General features: G+C 69.2%; 14 protein-coding genes. 9 read left to right on the top strand and 5 right to left on the bottom strand.

Annotated features, from left to right (window positions below; translation table 11 throughout):
* Window positions 1–97 precede the first annotated feature (97 nt).
* Complete coding sequence (hemA, locus tag AC3WRI_RS31345) at window positions 98–1,402, bottom strand: glutamyl-tRNA reductase (RefSeq protein WP_010809882.1); 1,305 nt, start codon at window positions 1,400–1,402, stop codon at window positions 98–100.
* A gap of 180 nt (window positions 1,403–1,582) precedes the next feature.
* Here hemA and AC3WRI_RS31340 point away from each other — a divergent pair, with 180 nt between their 5' ends.
* Window positions 1,583–1,828: a hypothetical protein gene (locus tag AC3WRI_RS31340; RefSeq protein ID WP_010809883.1), complete on the top strand. Its 246-nt coding sequence runs from the start codon at window positions 1,583–1,585 to the stop codon at window positions 1,826–1,828.
* Window positions 1,829–1,877: 49 nt separating this feature from the next.
* Here the strand turns inward: AC3WRI_RS31340 and AC3WRI_RS31335 are convergent, their stop codons facing one another.
* Window positions 1,878–2,678 carry a 5'-methylthioadenosine/adenosylhomocysteine nucleosidase gene (locus AC3WRI_RS31335; RefSeq protein ID WP_010809884.1) on the bottom strand — a complete coding sequence of 267 codons (801 nt, stop codon included), beginning with the start codon at window positions 2,676–2,678 and terminating at the stop codon, window positions 1,878–1,880.
* Window positions 2,679–2,833: 155 nt separating this feature from the next.
* Here AC3WRI_RS31335 and AC3WRI_RS31330 point away from each other — a divergent pair, with 155 nt between their 5' ends.
* Genes AC3WRI_RS31330 through AC3WRI_RS31320 form a run of 3 tightly spaced genes read left to right on the top strand, consistent with a single transcriptional unit; the run spans window position 2,834 to window position 5,468 of the window.
* Entirely contained in the window at window positions 2,834–3,859 is a 1,026-nt protein-coding gene (locus AC3WRI_RS31330) for a DUF2157 domain-containing protein (protein WP_010809885.1), read from the top strand.
* Entirely contained in the window at window positions 3,856–4,974 is a 1,119-nt protein-coding gene (locus tag AC3WRI_RS31325) for a DUF4401 domain-containing protein (RefSeq protein WP_010809886.1), read from the top strand. Before AC3WRI_RS31330 ends, AC3WRI_RS31325 begins: the two co-directional genes overlap by 4 nt.
* Complete coding sequence (locus AC3WRI_RS31320) at window positions 4,971–5,468, top strand: GDYXXLXY domain-containing protein (RefSeq protein WP_492294784.1); 498 nt, start codon at window positions 4,971–4,973, stop codon at window positions 5,466–5,468. Before AC3WRI_RS31325 ends, AC3WRI_RS31320 begins: the two co-directional genes overlap by 4 nt.
* Before the next feature lie 73 nt (window positions 5,469–5,541).
* On the opposite strand, the gene ychF is transcribed toward AC3WRI_RS31320, so the two are convergent.
* A complete protein-coding gene (gene ychF, locus AC3WRI_RS31315) occupies window positions 5,542–6,633 on the bottom strand; it encodes a redox-regulated ATPase YchF (protein WP_010809888.1) in 1,092 nt (363 codons plus the stop codon).
* 112 nt (window positions 6,634–6,745) lie between these two features.
* Between ychF and AC3WRI_RS31310 the strand changes: the two genes are divergently transcribed.
* The 5 genes from AC3WRI_RS31310 (at window position 6,746) to AC3WRI_RS31290 (ending at window position 14,234) form a co-directional block, all read left to right on the top strand.
* A complete protein-coding gene (locus AC3WRI_RS31310) occupies window positions 6,746–7,969 on the top strand; it encodes a UbiH/UbiF family hydroxylase (protein ID WP_492294782.1) in 1,224 nt (407 codons plus the stop codon).
* Window positions 7,970–8,020: 51 nt separating this feature from the next.
* Window positions 8,021–8,779, top strand: a complete 759-nt coding sequence (locus AC3WRI_RS31305) for a DsbC family protein (protein WP_011616111.1) — start codon at window positions 8,021–8,023, stop codon at window positions 8,777–8,779.
* 112 nt (window positions 8,780–8,891) lie between these two features.
* A complete protein-coding gene (gene acuI / locus AC3WRI_RS31300; protein ID WP_439668301.1) occupies window positions 8,892–9,896 on the top strand; it encodes an acrylyl-CoA reductase (NADPH) in 1,005 nt (334 codons plus the stop codon).
* Between the two features lie 76 nt (window positions 9,897–9,972).
* A complete protein-coding gene (locus AC3WRI_RS31295; RefSeq protein WP_010809892.1) occupies window positions 9,973–11,787 on the top strand; it encodes a M61 family metallopeptidase in 1,815 nt (604 codons plus the stop codon).
* Window positions 11,788–11,837: 50 nt separating this feature from the next.
* Window positions 11,838–14,234, top strand: coding sequence for an FUSC family protein (locus AC3WRI_RS31290; protein WP_492294780.1), 2,397 nt, complete (start codon window positions 11,838–11,840; stop codon window positions 14,232–14,234).
* 10 nt (window positions 14,235–14,244) lie between these two features.
* Here AC3WRI_RS31290 and AC3WRI_RS31285 read toward each other — a convergent pair whose 3' ends face one another.
* Window positions 14,245–15,576: an ABC transporter ATP-binding protein gene (locus AC3WRI_RS31285; RefSeq protein WP_011616109.1), complete on the bottom strand. Its 1,332-nt coding sequence runs from the start codon at window positions 15,574–15,576 to the stop codon at window positions 14,245–14,247.
* A gap of 7 nt (window positions 15,577–15,583) precedes the next feature.
* Window positions 15,584–17,278, bottom strand: coding sequence for an ABC transporter permease (locus AC3WRI_RS31280; protein WP_492294786.1), 1,695 nt, complete (start codon window positions 17,276–17,278; stop codon window positions 15,584–15,586).
* Window positions 17,279–17,298: the final 20 nt, after the last annotated feature.

Here is a 17,298-nt window from a genome sequence, read left to right as displayed (position 1 = left end):
GTGCGGGGGGAAGAGGTGGGCCAGGGGCCGGGGCTACCCGCGGGCGGGTGGCGGCGTGCCGGCGCGGCAGGGCGCGCGCGGCGCAAGGGCAGAGCGGCTAGCGCTCGGAGTGGCTGCTGTGGCGGAACAGGCCCGGCACCAGGCGCAGCAGCGCCTCGCGGTCCTCGCCCTGGGTGTGGTTCAGTGCGTGGGTGGGGCCATGCAGGAACTTGCGGGTCAGCGCACCGGAGAGGGCCTCCAACACGGCTTCGGGGTCGTCGCCGCGTGCCAGCATGCGGCGCGCGCGTTCCAGCTCGGCCTGGCGGATGGCTTCGCCGCTGGTCTGCAGTTCGCGGATGACCGGCACCACGCTGCGGGTTTCCAGCCAGTGCATGAAGTTCTGCACCCGGCTTTCGATGATGGCCTCGGCCTGCGCCACCGCGGCCTGGCGCATCGCATTGCCTTCACGCACGATCGCGCCGAGATCGTCGACGGTGTACAGGAAGACGTCGTCCAGGCGCGCGACTTCGGGCTCGACGTCGCGCGGCACGGCCAGGTCGACCATCATGATGGGGCGGTGCTTGCGGCGCTTGACCGCGCGCTCCACCGCGCCCAGGCCGATGATCGGCAGCGAGCTGGCGGTGCAGGACACCACGATATCGAACTCATGCAGGCGCTCGCCCAGGTCGGTCAGGCGGATCGCGTTGGCGGTCAGGCCCTGGCCGGAGAGCTGCTCGGCGAGCTTTTCGCCGCGTTCCACGGTGCGGTTGGCCACCACGATCTGGCGCGGCTGCTGCGCGGCGAAGTGCGTGGCGCACAGTTCGATCATCTCGCCCGCGCCGATAAACAGCACACGCTGGGTCGAGACGCTTTCAAAGATCCGCTGCGCCAGCCGCACCGCGGCTGCGGCCATCGATACCGAATGCGCGCCGATCTCGGTCTGGCCGCGCACTTCCTTGGCCACCGCGAAGGTGCGCTGGAACAGCTGGTTCAGGTACGTGCCCAGCGAGCCGGCCTCGCCGGCGGTGCGCACGGCGTCCTTGAGCTGGCCCAGGATCTGGGTCTCGCCCAGCACCATCGAATCCAGCCCGCTGGCCACGCGGAAGGCATGGCGCACGGCTTCGGACTGCGGCAGCGCGTACAGGTGCGGCGCCAGTTCGCCGGCGGGCACGTTGTGGTGCTGCGACAGCCAGCGCAGGGTGTGCTCGAAACCATCCGTGCCCGGCGTCAGGACGTCGGTCGCGCAGTAGATCTCGGTGCGGTTGCAGGTGGACAGGATGGCGGCTTCGGTGCCGCTGCGCCCCGACAGGTGGGAGCGCAGCGCACCCAGCGCGGGCTTGATCTGCTCGAGCGGAAACGCCACCCGCTCGCGCAGCGAGACAGGTGCCGTTGTGTGATTGATGCCGATCGCGAGCAGTTGCATTTGTAGGGGACGGGTACGGTCCGGAGCGTGGCCGGACCGGATGCCATTATACCGCCGGGATCGCTAATTGCAGGCGCTGGGCCATCCGGGGCCGGGCGGGGGCATGGCAGCGGCTCCGGATTGCAGTATCGTTACGCCGCAGCCCCTGCGGCTGTGATGCTGACAACACAGGAGAAGCGGATGCTGGGCACCTTGATCGTGGGTTTGCTGGTGGGGCTGGCGGCGCGCCGGCTGCATCCGGCAGGGCGCGTGGTGACCCTGCCGGCCGCGCTGGTGCTGGGTGCGGCGGGTGCGGCGGGCGCTTTCTATGGCGGCCGGGCCTTGCACCTGTTTATCGACGGGCAGCTCAGCAGCTGGCTGGCGGTGATCGCCGGCTCGGCGCTGCTGGTGGGGGCCTGGGGCGCGCTGCGGCCGCGCGGGCGGTAAGAACAGAACTGACCGCGGCGGCGGGAATCCGCTCGCCGCTTGATCGCGATCAGAAGCGGACCGGCGTTTGAACAGTGTCGGCCTTGGCTCTTCCGGCCAGCAGCCGGCGCAGCACGCCACTGGAATAGTGACTGGCCACATCCTTCAGGAATGCCGCGAAGTCCACATGGGCGCTATCGTCGGCCCGGTCCGAAATGGTCCGCATCACGGCATACGGCACGCCGTATTCATGGCAGACCTGCGCCACCGCGGCGCCTTCCATTTCCACCGCCAGCAATCCGGGCAGCCGCTCACGCAACTCCGTCACCGCCGCCGGTGAGCCGATGAACTGGTCGCCGCTGGCGATCATTCCGTGGTGCAGCGCCGGCGCGGCTACGCCGAATCGTTCCAGCACCTCGCGCGGCACTTCGGCAGGCAGGTCCAGCTGCAGAAATTCGCGCGCGGCGGCTTCCAGCTCGGCGGTCAGCGCCGGGTCGGCCGGGAACTCGGCACGGTCCAGCAGCGGCACTTCATGGCGGCCGAAGAACGGACGTGCGTCGAGGTCATGCTGGATGGTGCGGTCGGCGATGACGATGTCGCCGACATTGGTGCCGGCGCCAATGCCCCCGGCCAGCCCGGTGAAGACGATCTGCGTCGCGCCGAACTCGCGGATCAGCGTGACCGTGGTCGCCGACGCCGCCACCTTGCCCATGCGCGCCAGCACCAGCACGCACGGCTGCCCGAGCAGCTGGCCGGCATAGTAGTCGCGCATGCCGATGGTGCGCACCGTGGCGCGGCTGTCGTCATGGCGCATGGCGGCCACCAGGCCATCGACTTCATCATGGATGGCGGCAAGGATTCCGAGAGTCATGGAGCGGGCGCAGGACGAGAAAACCACAGCATACCGGCCCGCGCAGGCCGGGCATAGATCAGAGCGCGACCGCACCGCACCCTCCCACGGAACAGGTGCGGCCCCCGCGCCGCTTTGCTAAAGTCCCCGTCATCTCGGCACGTAAGGACACTTACATGCAAGGCACACCCACCGTAGCCACCGGCGAACGGCGCGCCATCCGCCGGGCACTGGCCGACTGGCGCGCACTGGGGCGCCTGGACGCGGCCGGCGTCACTGCGCCGTGGGCGCGCACCGAGCCCGTCGCCACCGACTGGCGCCGCTGGCTGGACACGGCGCTGATGGCGCTGGGCACCGCACTGCTGTGCGCGGGCGTGATCGTGTTCTTCGCCTTCAACTGGCAGGATCTCCACAAGTTTTCCAAGTTCGGCCTGCTGGCCGGCGCGCTCACGCTGCTCGCCGCCTTTGCCTGGCTGCGTCCGGCTGGCGACACCGCGGGCCGGGCCGCGCTGGGCGGCGCGCAGGTCGTCGCCGGCGTGCTGCTTGCGGTGATCGGGCAGACCTACCAGACCGGCGCCGACGCGTGGCAGCTGTTTGCGCTATGGGCGTTGCTGGCGGTGCCCTGGGCGCTGGCGGCGTGCGCCGCACCGCACTGGTGGCTGGTAATCGTGGTCGGCAACGTGGCGTTGCTGCGCTATTTCAGCATCCGCTTCGGTGTCGAAGGCGTGTTCGCGCTGCTGTTCGATACGCGCCATATACGCACCGCCACGCTGGCGCTGCTGGGCGCGGTGGTGCTGCAACTGGCGCTGTGGCAGCTGCTGTGCGCGCGGGCGCCGGCGCTGGGCTTCCGTGGGCAGACCGGCAGCCGCATGCTGGCCGCAATGGCCTGCGTGCACGCCGGCTCGCTCGGGCTGGCCAGCCTGCTGGACAGCCATTTCGACGGCGCTGCATTTGCGCTGGCGGTGGTGGTCCTGGCCGCCCTGGTCTGGTGGTTCCGCCAGCGCGTCTTCGACATCGTGGTGCTGAGCCTGGCCTGCCTGACCGGCATCGTGCTGGCGGTGGCCGGCATCGCCAAGGTGCTGTTCGAGGGCAAGGACGATTTCGGCGCCTTCCTGCTGCTCGGGCTGGTGACCATCGGCCTTGCCGCCGGCGCGGCCGCCTGGCTGATGCGTGCCTGGCGCGGCCAACTGGAGCAGGCATGACGACCGAACTGCAGACCGGGCAACGCCTCTGGCAGGACCTCGCCGCACGCGGCGAGGTACAGGGCGAGCGGCCCGACCACACCCACACCCCCTGGGCCGTGCGCTGCCTGATGGGCGCGGCCGGCTGGCTCGGTGCCTTGTTCTTCCAGCTCTTCCTGGTCGGCACGGTCTTCGTCGCCGCGCGCGAGAACGGCATTGCCATGGCGGTGACCGGCCTGGCCATGATCGCACTGGCCGCGCTGCTGTACTGGCGTGGCGGCGGCATTGCCGCGGGGCAATTCGCGCTGGCCGTGAGCCTGAGCGGGCAGGGCATGGCCGTGTTCGGGCTGGTCGAGGCCCTGGGCTTCACGCGCGTCACCGAGAGCGCAGGCTTCTGGGCCGGGCTGGCACTGTTCGAGGCCGCGCTCGCCTTGCTGGTCCCGAACCGGCTGCACCGGCTGCTGTGCGCGGTGGGCGCATGGATCGGGCTGGCAGGCGCCGTGCATCTCGTCCTGGCCGGCAGCGAGCCGGACGACTGGCTGTTGCTGACGTGGTCCCTCGGCTGGCTGGTGCCGCTCGGCTGCGCGCTGGTGACGGGTTTCACGCTGGCCGAAGCACGCCTGTGCGCGGCCGGCCGCCACACGCTGCTGGAACCGCTGGCCGACGCGACGCTGCTGTTCACGCTGGCCGTCGCACTGGTCGTCACCGGCATGAGCCATCCGCTGGCCTGGCTGGGCGGCCCGGAAGCCGGACGCATCCCGCTCGCGCACTGGGTCGCGGGCGGGCTGGCCACAGTGGTGCTGGCTGGCTTCGCGCTCGCCGAATGCCGCCGGCTGGCGCTCAGCCCCGCCCTGCAGGGCGCCGTCCTTGCCGGCGTGGCGGCCTTCGGCGCGCTGATGGCGGCCGCGCCCGCGGTCGTGGCAGGAGTTCTCGCGCTCGGCCTGGCGTTGCGCCGCGCGTCGATGCCGTGGCTGGGCCTGGGCATCGCCAGCATCGCTGTCGGCTTTATCTGGTACTACAGCGCGCTGCACTGGACCCTGCTGGCCAAGTCCGCCACGCTCGCCGTGGCCGGTGCACTGTTGCTGGCCGGCCGCTACCGGCTGCTGCGCACCCGCACCGGCAAGGAGGCCGCATGAAACGCTGGATCCTGATCGCCTGGGCCCTGACGCTGGCACTCGCCGCCGCCGGCATCGCAGGCAAGGAGCGCCTGCTGGCACGCGGTGAGACCGTCTACCTCAAGCTCGCCCCGGTCGACCCGCGCTCGCTGTTACAGGGCGACTACATGGCGCTGAACTTTGACATCGGCAACCAGATCCGCACCGCTCAGACGCAGGACGACCGGCCACCCCGCGACGGCGTGGCCGTGATCCGCCGCGATGAACAGGGCGTGGCCAGCTTCGTGCGCGTACACGGCGGCGAGCCGCTGGCGGCAGGGGAGCAGTTGCTGCGCTACCAGGTCGCCCGCTCGAACTGGGGCGGCACGCGGGTGCAGGTGTCGACCGATGCGTATTTCTTCCAGGAGGGGCAGGGCGAGCGGTTTGCGCAGGCGCAGTATGGGGAATTCCGCGTGGGGGCGGACGGGCAGGCGCTGCTGGTGGGGTTGCGGGGGAAGGGGATGGAGAGGCTGTGAGGCGAAAGTGATGTCCCCCGGCCCAAAGAAAAAGCCACCGCATGCGGTGGCTTTTTCATGACGTCTGGCGGTCTTAGACGTTGAACAGGAAGTTCATCACATCCCCATCCTTCACCACATACTCCTTGCCTTCCGCCCGCATCTTGCCGGCTTCCTTCGCGCCGGTCTCACCCTTGAAGCTGATGAAGTCTTCATAGGCGATGGTCTGCGCGCGGATAAAGCCGCGTTCGAAGTCGGTGTGGATCACGCCGGCTGCCTTGGGGGCGGTGTCGCCGACGTGGATGGTCCAGGCGCGCACTTCCTTGACGCCGGCGGTGAAGTAGGTCTGCAGGCCGAGCAGCTTGAAGCCGGCACGGATCACACGGTCCAGGCCGGGCTCTTCCATGCCCAGGTCGGCCAGGAATTCGGCCTTGTCGGCATCGTCCAGGTCGGCGATCTCGGCTTCGATGGCGGCGCAGACGGACACCACGGGGGAATTGGTCAGCTTGGCGTACTCGCGCACGGCGTCCAGGTGCGGGTTGTTCTCGAAGCCGTCTTCACGCACGTTGGCGACATACATGGTCGGCTTGGCGGTGATCAGGCAGAACGGCCGGATGGCTTCCCACTCTTCGGGCGCCAGGTCCAGGGTGCGCACGGCCTTGGCCTGGTCCAGCACGGCTTGCGCCTTTTCCAGCACGGCGACCAGGCGCTGAGCTTCCTTGTCGCCGGCGCGGGCCGGCTTGATGTAGCGGGCCAGGGCCTTCTCGACGGTGGCCAGGTCGGCCAGCGCGAGTTCGGTGTTGATCACTTCGATGTCCGACAGCGGGTCCACCTTGCCGGCAACGTGGATGACGTTATCGTCCTCGAAGCAGCGCACCACGTGGGTGATGGCGTCGCATTCGCGGATATTGGCCAGGAACTGGTTGCCCAGGCCTTCACCCTTGGAGGCGCCCGCCACCAGGCCGGCGATATCGACGAACTCGACCGTGGCCGGCAGCACGCGCTCCGGCTTGACGATCTCCGCCAGCTTGGCGAGCCTCGGATCCGGCACTTCGACCACGCCCACATTGGGTTCGATGGTGCAGAACGGGTAGTTTTCGGCGGCGATGCCGGCCTTGGTCAGGGCATTGAACAGCGTGGACTTGCCGACGTTGGGCAGGCCGACGATGCCGCATTGGAGGCTCATGGTAGAAGGCGGGAAATTGCAAAACCCGTATTCTAGCGGATGGGGGCCTCGCCATCGGCCGGGTTGAGCCGGCGTGGGGCGGGGCCAGGAGTGACGTGGCTATAATCCAGCCATGACCCGATCCCACGCGTCCGCGCGCCCGTCTGCGCGCAACTCCTCCGCTTTCCAGGTTGCTGTCGTCGGCGGCGGCATCGTCGGCAAGTCCTGCGCGCTGCTGCTGGCCCAGCAGGGCATGGACGTGGCGCTGGTCGCGCCCAGGCCGCCCCGCGCCAGCGGCCGCACGGCGGCGGGGCCGGATGACTGGGACAGCCGTATCTACGCCTTCTCGGCCAGCTCGCAGGCGCTGCTGGAGCGCATGCGGGTGTGGGAGGCGCTGGACCCGGCGCGGATCCAGCCGGTGCGCGACATGCGCGTGTTCGGCGATGTCAGCGCGGCCGAGACCTCGCCCAGCCTGGACGGGGACCTGCATTTCTCGGCCTACGCGGCCGCGGTGCCGCAGCTGGCGTGGATCATCGAATCCAGCCACGTCGAGCGCGATCCTGACGGCGTCACGCTGACCCTGGGCAATGGCGAGAAGCTGCGCACGGCCTGCGTGGTCGGTGCCGACGGCGCGCGCTCCTGGCTGCGCCAGCAATGCCACATCGGCGTCAGCACGCGCAAGTACCGCCAGCTGGGCGTGGTCGCCAATTTCGCCTGCGAGCGCCCGCACCAGGAAACCGCGTGGCAGTGGTTCCTGGGCGCGCCCGAAAAGCTGATGGCCGACGAGGAACCCGCCAACGGCGAAGTGCTGGCGCTGCTGCCGCTGCCGGACAACCATGTGTCGATGGTCTGGGCCGCCGAAGAGGCCCACGCGCGCGAGCTGCTGGCGCTGTCGCCCGAGGCGCTCGCCGCCACGGTGATGCAGGGCGCCAGCGGCGCGGTCGGCGCGCAGTTCGGCGCGCTGCGCTGCGTGACCCCGGCGCAGGGCTTCCCGCTGGTGCTGCAGCGTGCCGACCAGTTCGTGCAGCCGCACGTGGCGCTGGTGGGCGACGCCGCCCACGTGTTGCATCCGCTGGCCGGCCAGGGCATGAACCTGGGCCTGCGCGACGTCGCGGAACTTGGCCGCGTGATGGCCGACAAAGAACCTTTCCGCAGCGAGGGCGACCTGCGCTTGCTGCGCCGCTACGAGCGCGCCCGCGCCACCGATTTGCTTGCGCTGACCGCGGCCACCGACGGACTGCACCGGTTGTTCTCGTTGCCGGGCGGCGTCGCGCGCGTGGTGCGCAACACCGGCATGCGCGCGGTCGGCGGCCAGTCCTTGCTCAAGCGCTTCCTGATCGCGCGCGCGCTTGGCTGACCGCGGCCGCGCCAACGTTCCGATCCCTTTACCGAATACTCTGGAGTCCACATGTTCCCATTCCTGCGCCGCCGCCCCGCCATGAGCGCCGCGATCACCGCCATCGCCGGCGGGCTGGCCGCGGCGGGCTTCGCGCTGCATGCCATGGCCGCGGGCGAGCCCGGCACCGACCGCATCAAGGAGTCGCTGCAGAAGATGGTGGGCGGCCGTGCTGAAGTGAAGAGCGTGAGCAAGACCCCGGTGCCGGGCCTGTTCGAGGCCAATATCGGCGGGCAGGTGGTCTACACCGACGCCTCGGGCCGCTACATCCTGAACGGCGAGATGATCGACACCCGCACCGGCACCAACCTGACCGAGGAGCGGCTGGCCGAGATCAACCGCATCAAGTGGTCGGACCTGCCGCTGGCGCGCGCGATCAAGTGGACCAAGGGCGATGGCAGCCGCCAGGTGGCGGTGTTCTCCGACCCCAACTGCGGCTATTGCAAGCGCATCGAGCAGACCTTCCAGCAGATGGACAACATCACCGTGTACACCTTCCTGTACCCGGTGCTGTCGCCGGATTCCGAAACCAAGGCCAAGCAGGTCTGGTGCGCGTCCGACCGCACCAAGGCCTGGCGCGACTGGATGCTCAAGCAGGTGGCGCTGACCGGCAACGGCAGCTGCAAGACCCCGCTGGAAGAAAACCTGGCATTGGGCCACAGCATGAACGTGACCGGCACTCCGGCGGTGTTCTTCACCGACGGCACCCGCATTCCCGGCGCGGCGGATGTCGCCACGCTGGAACGCAAGCTCGCCAGCATCAAGAAATAAGCGCGCGCCGGACCTGTACCGGCCCGATCGACGGCCGGACTTGTCCGGCCGTTCTGCATTCTGCCTTTTCCCTGATTCCATGCGATCGCCGGCAGGCGACAAAGGAGACACCATGACCTTCCAGGCATTGCTGCTGACCCAGGCCGACGGCGCCACCCAGGCCAGTATCGCCACGCTCGACGACGCGCAGCTGCCCGCCGACGGCGACGTGCTGGTTGCCGTCGACTACTCCACCATCAACTTCAAGGACGGGCTGGCGATCACGGGCCGCTCGCCGGTGGTGCGCAAGTGGCCGATGGTGGCGGGCATCGACGGCGCCGGCACGGTGCTGGAATCCGCGCACCCGCGCTGGAAGGCAGGCGACAAGGTAGTGCTCAACGGCTACGGCGTGGGCGAGACGCATTGGGGCTGCCTTGCGCAGCGCGCGCGCCTGAAGGGCGACTGGCTGGTGCGCCTGCCCGGCGCCTTCACCACGCGCCAGGCCATGGCGATCGGCACCGCGGGCTATACCGCGATGCTGTCGGTGCTGGCGCTGGAGCGCGGCGGCGTCGACGGCCCGGTGCGCCCCGGCGATGGCGAGGTGCTGGTGACCGGCGCCTCCGGCGGGGTGGGGACGGTGGCGATCTCGCTGCTGAGCAAGCTTGGCTACAAGGTGGTGGCCTCGACCGGCAAGACCCGGGAGGCGGATTTCCTGAAGGCGCTGGGCGCCGATGACGTGATCGACCGTGCTGAGCTGGGCGTACCCGGCAAGCCGCTGCAAAAGGAGCGCTGGGCCGCGGTGGTCGACTCGGTCGGCTCGCACACGCTGGTCAATGCCTGCGCCCAGGTGCGCTACGGCGGCGTGGTGACGGCGTGCGGGCTGGCGCAGGGCCTTGACTTCCCGGGGTCGGTGGCGCCGTTCATCCTGCGCGGCATCACCTTGCACGGCATCGACAGTGTGATGGCGGCGATGCCGCTGCGCGAGCAGGCCTGGCAGCGCCTGGCCGGCGACCTGGAGCCGGACCGGCTCAATGCGCTGACGCGCGAGATCGGCCTGGGCGATGCGATCGAGGCGGGCCGCAAGATCATGGAAGGCGGCATGCGCGGGCGCGTGGTGGTGGATGTGAATCGCGGCTGATCGCGCACCGTCGCCCTGATGCACCACCGCGTCGGCGCTGCATCCGTGTCCTGGCGCCGACGTTACAATCCTGCCCATGACGCCGATCCGCTACGCCATCGCCCCGCTTCAGCCTGAAGCGCACCTGTTTGCCGTCACCGTCACCGTGAGCGAGCCCGATCCCGCCGGCCAGTGTTTCTCGCTGCCGGCCTGGATCCCGGGCAGCTACATGATCCGGGACTTCGCGCGCAATATCGTGCGCATCCGCGCCGATGCGGGCGGGCGCGAGGTCAGGCTGACCAAGCTCGACAAGCAGCGCTGGCAGGCCGCGCCGGTCAGCCTGGCCGACGGCCCGCTGACGCTCAGCTACGAGGTCTATGCCTGGGACCTGTCGGTGCGCGCGGCGCACCTGGACACCACCCACGGCTTCTTCAACGGCAGCTCGGTGTTCCTGTGCGTGGACGGGCAGGCCGAGCGGCCATGCACCATCGATATCCATGCGCCTGCCGGCGAGGCCTATCGCGGCTGGCGCGTCGCCACCGCCATGCGCGAAGCGCCCGGCCGCGCAGGCGCGAAGCGCTACGGCTTCGGCCGCTACCAGGTGGCCGACTACGATGAGCTGGTCGATCATCCGGTCGAGATGGGCACCTTCCAGCTGGCCAGCTTCCGCGCCTGCGGCGCGCAGCACGACGTGGTCTTCACCGGGCGCGTGCCGCAGCTTGACCTCGAGCGCGTGTGCCGCGACCTGAAGCGGATCTGCGAAGCGCAGATCCGGCTGTTCGAGCCCAAGACCGCGCAGGCGCCGTTCCTGGACAGCAACCGCCGCTACGTCTTCATGACGATGGTCACCAGCGACGGCTACGGCGGCCTGGAACACCGTGCCAGCACCGCGCTGATATGCGCGCGCAATGACCTGCCGGTGCGCGGCGACAGTGATACCAGCGAGGGCTACCGCACCTTCCTCGGGCTGTGCAGCCACGAGTATTTCCACACCTGGAACGTCAAGCGCATCAAGCCGGCCGCGTTCGTGCCGTACCGGCTGGCCGAGGAAACCTACACGCCGCTGCTGTGGCTGTTCGAGGGTTTCACCAGTTACTACGACGACCTGGTGCTGGTGCGCTCCGGCTGCATCACCGACGAGCAGTACATCGAGATGCTGGCCAAGACCTGGAACGGCGTGCTGCGCGGCAGCGGCCGCACCAAGCAGAGCGTGGCGGAAAGCTCCTTCGATGCCTGGACCAAGTACTACCGCCAGGACGAGAACGCCCCCAACGCCATCGTCAGCTACTACACCAAGGGTTCGCTGGTGGCGCTGGCGCTGGACCTGACCATTCGCGACAAGACCCGCGGGCGACGCTCGCTGGACGATGTCATGCGCGCGCTGTGGCGCCGCTACGGCCGCGGCTTCTACGCGCCGGGCGCGGTGCAGCGCGGCGTGACCGAGGCCGAGGTCCATGCGCTGTTCGATGAAGTCACCGGCCTGCGCATGGGGCCGCTGCTGCGCTCGCTGACCGAAGGCACCGGCGAGCTGCCGCTGCCGGCGCTGTTCAAAACGTTCGGCGTCAAGGCCGATGCGCAGAAGCCGGCGCGCACCGCGGCGCTGGGTATCAAGGTCAAGAGCGATGAGGGCTGGGTGCGCGTGGCGCAGGTGTTCGACGGCGGCGCCGCGCAGGCCGCCGGCCTGTCCGCCGGCGACCTGCTGGTGGCGATTGACGGCCTGCGCGTGGCGCCGGGCCAGATCGACAAGCTGCTGGCGCGCTACCGTAGCGGCGACCGCATCGAGCTGCACGCCTTCCGCCGCGACGAGCTGCAGGTGCTGCCGGTGACGCTGGCACGCGAGCCGGCGGCGCAGTTCAAGGTGAAGCTCGAGAGCGGACGGCACGCGGCGCGTTCGCGCTGGCTGGGCCAGTGAACTAGTTTTCCGCTGCCACACCCGCCACCGCACGCCATCGCCCCCGCTGCATGCAATACGCGCACGATCCCCGCACCTTCCTGTATTCGCACTACATCTACCGGGGGCTGCGCTCGGCCACCGGGGTGATCGGCGCCACGCTGATCGCGCTGCACTTCAGCGACTTGCCCACCGCGATGGTGGTGTCGATGGGGGCGCTGTGCACCAGCCTGATGGACCTGCCCAGCCCGCTGAACCACAAGTTCAACGAGATGATGGCCAGCGTGCTGCTGTGCAGCGTGGTCACGCTGGTGGTGGCGCTGGCCACGCCGTTCCCGCGCGTGATGCCGTTCCTGCTGGTGCTGGTGACGTTCCTGGCCGGCATGATGACGGTGTACGGCAACAAGACGCTGCCGCTGCAGTTCGCGGCGCTGTTCGTGATGACGCTGACCATCAACGAAGACTTCCTGGTGCGGCGCGCGCTGGAGCACGCGGCGCTGTTCAGCATCGGCGCGGTCGTTTATCTCGGCTATGCGATGCTGGTGAGCTGGATCACCGAGCGCCGCACCAAGCAGCAGGTGCTGGCCGAATCGTTGTATGAGCTGGCCGGCTATCTCGAGATCAAGGCCGGCTTCTACGACGCCGGCAACGACTACGAGGCCCAGTTCAACCAGCTGGTGCGCCAGCAGATCGTGGTGGCCGAGCGCCAGCAGGCCGCGCGCGACCTGGTGCTGCGCGGCAACCGCACTCCGCACGACGGGCTGCTGGTGCAGGTGCACCTGCGCATGCTCGACCTGTACGAGTATATCCTGTCGACCAACACCGACTATCCGCTGCTGCGCCAGACCTTTGCCGGCACGCCGGTGCTGGACCATCTGCGCGGGCTGGTGCTGCAGATGTGCAAGGACGTGGAAGAGATCGCCTACGAGATCACGCGCGGCCGCGCCTCATACGCCACGGTGGAATATCGCCAGGGCCTGCGCGCGGTCGAGGCCGAGGTCGAGCAATTTCGCCACCACCATATCAACCCGGCGGCGATGACGGCGCTGGTCGATACGCTCGACATGATGCGCGGCGCGATCACGCTGGTCGGCCAGCTGCACGAAGCGTCGCGCACGCCGGTGGAGCCGGCCAGGGTGCTGCCCGGCTCGGACATGACGCCGTTCCTGACGCGCCAGAAGTATGAGTTCAGCGTGCTGCGCGACAACCTGAAGTGGAGTTCGCCGGCGTTCCGCTTCTCGCTGCGGATCTCGATGGCGGTGTCGCTGGGGCTGTGGATTGCCGAGCACCTGCCCTATGTGTCGCACAGCTACTGGATCCTGCTGACCATCATCGTCATCCTGAAGCCCAACTTCAGCATGACCAAGCAGCGCTACAACGACCGCCTGATCGGCACGCTGATTGGCTGCGTGGTCGCGGTCGCGATCCTGAAGGTGGTGCACCAGCCGCTGATCCTGCTGGGCGTGCTGTTCCTGTCGCTGGTGGCCAGCGCCGCGTTCGTGACCATCAAGTACCGCTACACCGCGATTGCCGCCTGCATCCAGGTGCTGATCCAGATCCACCTGCTGATGCCGGGAAGTCCCACGGTGGCGGGCGAGCGGCTGGTGGATACCGTGATCGGCGGCATCATCGCCTCGCTGTTCAGCTTTGTGCTGCCGAGCTGGGAATACCGCGCCATCCCCAAGCTGGTGGAGGGCGTGCTGCAGGCCAACCGCCGCTATATCGGCGCCACGCGCGACCTGCTGCTGCGTAGGACCAAGGATGACTTTGCCTACCGCGTGCAGCGCAAGCAGTTTATGGACAACCTGTCGGCGCTGATCTCGTCGTTCCAGCGCATGCTGGACGAGCCCAAGAGCCGGCACCGCGCGGTGGACAACCTGAACCGCTTTATCGTGCAGAACTACCTGGTGGCCGCGCACGTGGCGGCGGCGCGCATCCAGGTGCGCCAGCACTATGACGAGCTCGATATCCCGGCCGCGGAAGCCGCGATCGAGCAGGCCACCGAGGCCGCCAGCCACAGCCTGCAGGTGGCCAGCGAGCGGCTGCATGCCGATGAGCGGGGCGGCGGCCGTGGCGCGGGCTTTATCCGCAGCGGGAAAACGCCGTTGGAACGCAAGGAGGCAGCGCCTGCCGCCGCGGACAAGGCGGAGGAAACTCCCGCTGAAGCTGTCGCCGATGCCGAACCAGTGGCGGCCACCGTCAGCGTCGAAGTCGCCGAGGCCGCCGAGGATGCCGTCGCCGAACGCCGCGCCCGCCTGGCCGATTCGGCCGACAAGCGCCGCACCGACGTGCTGGTGCACGCGGCCGCCGCCGGCGAATCCAGCCATGAGGCTGGTCCCACCGCCAGCTCCACCGGCCGTCCGGCCAATGCGGTGCTGGACCGCCGCCTGCGCGCGTTGCGCGAGGATGCGGCCAAGATCGCGCTGCGCACGGGGGCCATCGGGCGCGCCATACGGGCGCGCGTCTGAGCCTGGTGGCTTACGGCGCCTCGGGCAGCTCTTCCTCGGGCAGTGTCAGCATGCCGCTGTTGTAGCGGTACTCGTAGATCTCGCCGTAGCGCCCCCAGCCGATCGCCACGCTGAGCACGCGCTCGGCCTCGGCGGGCTTCAGGAACCGCTCCAGTTCGTGCAGCACCTGTTCTTCGCGGATCTCGCCGGCCTCGCTGGCCACCAGTTCGCGGCGGATATGCGCGGCCAGTGCGACGTTGCCCAGCAACTGCTGGCCGAACATCACCTTGCGTTGCTGCGGCCCGGCGGCGTACCAGGCGCGGCCGGCCCCGGTGGCGGCGATGTCGCCGCGCTCGATCGACACCAGTTGCACCAGCTGCAGCGCTTCGCACGCAGGCAGCAGTTCGTCGTCGGTGAGGCCGGCTTCGTCGGCCAGGTGGGGCAGGTCGGCGCGGCAGTTGAAGGGTGCCTCGCACAGCAGGTCGAGGATCGCTTCCATCTGGCTGATGTCGGCGTCCGGCAGCCGGTAGGCGATCTGGCGCGCGGGCGCTTGCGCGGGCAGGCGCGCTTCCGCGGCGGGGGCGGTCATCAGCGCGTAGATCTCGTCGACCAGCGCGCGCACCTGCGCGCTGTCGCGGTTGCGCGGACGCGGCAGCGCCACTGGCACCTCGGCGCGGATGCGGCCCGGGTCGCTCGACAGGATCACGATGCGGTCGGCCATCATCACTGCCTCTTCGATATTGTGCGAGACGATCAGGATGCTCCTGATATTGGCACGGCCGCTTTCCCACAGCGCCAGCATCTCGTCGCGCAGGGTCTCGCCGGTCAGCACGTCCAGGGCCGAGAATGCTTCATCCATCAGCAGCAGGTCCGGCTCGGTCACCAGCGCGCGCGCAATGCCCACGCGCTGGCGCATGCCGCCCGACAGCTCGCGCGGCAGTGCGCTGTTGAAGCCGGCCAGCCCGATCATGTCGATCGCGGCCTCGGCGCGGCGCTCGCGCTCGGCCCTGGGCACGCCCTGGGCCTCGAGCCCCAGCTCAACGTTCTGCTGCACCGTCAGCCACGGGAACAGCGCGAACGACTGGAACACCATGGCGATGCCCTCGGCGGTGCCGGCCAGCCGTTCGCCGCGAAAGTCCACCTCGCCGCGGTCGGCGCCGACCAGCCCGGCCATGATGCGCAACAGCGTGGACTTGCCCGAGCCGGACTTGCCCAGCATGGCGACGATCTCGCCCTCGCGCAGCGTCAGGTCCACGCCTTCGAGCACGGCACGGTCGCTCTGGCTGGCGGTGCGGAAGATCTTGCCGACGCCGCGCAGCTCGATCACGGCGGGGGCGGCGGTGGATGCAATGTTCTCTGCCATCGTTGCCTTACAAGCGGGTGCGCTCTTGCGCGAGTTGATACAGGCGGTTCCACAGCAGCCGGTTGAAGCCGACCACGAACAGCGCCATCACGACTATGCCCAGCGCAATGCGCGGGAAGTCGCCGCGCGCGGTGGTCTCGGCGATGTAGCTGCCGAGCCCGGTGGCGACGATGGTGCGGTCGCCCCAGGTCACGTACTCGGACACGATGCTCGCGTTCCACGAGCCGCCGGCGGCGGTCACCAGCCCGGTCAGCAGGCTCGGGAACACCGCGGGGATCAGGAAGCGCTTCCACAGCAGCCAGCCACGCAGGCCGAAATTGCGCGCGGCGAGCTTCAGTTCGGTGGGAATGCCCGACGCCCCCGCGACCACGTTGAACAGGATGTACCACTGCGTGCCGAAGATCAGCAGCGGGCTCAGCCAGATCTCCGGGTTCAGCCCGAAGCGCACGATCAGCATCACCGCCAGCGGGAACATCAGGTTGGCCGGGAAGGCGGCCAGGAACTGCGCGATCGGCTGGGCAATGCGCGCCAGTTCCGGGCTCAGGCCGATGCGGATGCCGATCGGCACCCACACCAGCGCCGCCAGCGCGATCAGCACCACCACGCGCACCATCGTGATCGTGCCGAGCCACAGCACATGGCCGACTTCGGCCCAGCCCACCTCGCTGTGCACGAAGTAGCCCACGCGCAGCAACGCGGCCAATGCCACCAGCACGATCACGGCGTCGCCCACGCGGCCGAACCAAAGCGCGCGCCGCGGATTGTCCGGCTGCGCCGGGGCCTGCCCGCGGCGCGCGCCCCACGCCAGCGTGCGCCCGGCCAGCGCCGCCGTCTGCGCCAGCACTGCACCCACCCACGCCGAGCGGCGCAGCAGGTCCAGCAGCCACGACTGCGGCAGCTTGTCCTGCGCCTGGGTCTCGAAGCGGAAGCGGTCGGCCCATGCCACCAGCGGGCGGAACAGCAGCTGGTCGTACAGCAGGATGCCCGCCAGCATCGCCAGGATGGCCCAGCCGATCGCGGCCAGGTCCTGCTGCTGGATCGCCAGCGCGATATAGGAGCCGATCCCAGGCAGGCGGATGTCGTGGCCGGATACCGAGATCGCCTCGGACGCCACCACGAAGAACCAGCCGCCGGACATCGACATCATCATGTTCCACAGCAGCCCCGGCATGGCGAACGGCACTTCCAGCCGCCAGAAGCGCTGCCACGGCGACAGCCGGAACATGGCCGCCGCTTCCATCAAATCGCCCGGGATGGTGCGGAACGACTGGTACAGGCTGAACGCCATGTTCCACGCCTGCGAGGTGAAGATGGCGAAGATCGCCGCGCACTCGACCCCTGCGATATTGCCGGGAAAGAGGGCGATAAAGCCGGTCACGGTGATCGACAGGAAGCCCAGCACGGGTATCGACTGCAGGATGTCCAGCGCCGGCACCAGCACCTTCTCCGCCGTGCGGCTCTTTGACGCCAGCGCGGCAAACGCCAGCGAGAACAGCAGCGACGCCGCCAGCGCCGCCAGCATGCGGATGCTGGTGCGCATCAGGTAGTAGGGCAGGTAGGCCACGTCCAGGTGCACCGCCAGCTGCTGGTCGGGCTGGAACGGGGCGTTCATCTGCTGCGCGGTGAACGCGATCATCACGATCACGGCCAGGATGATCGGCAGCAGGGCCAGGTCGAAGCGGTTGGGCGGGGCGCGCAGCAGCTGGCTGTCAAAGCCAGGGG

The organism is Cupriavidus sp. FW305-27, from assembly GCF_058787995.1.
This window is presented reverse-complemented; position numbering and strand designations above follow the sequence as displayed.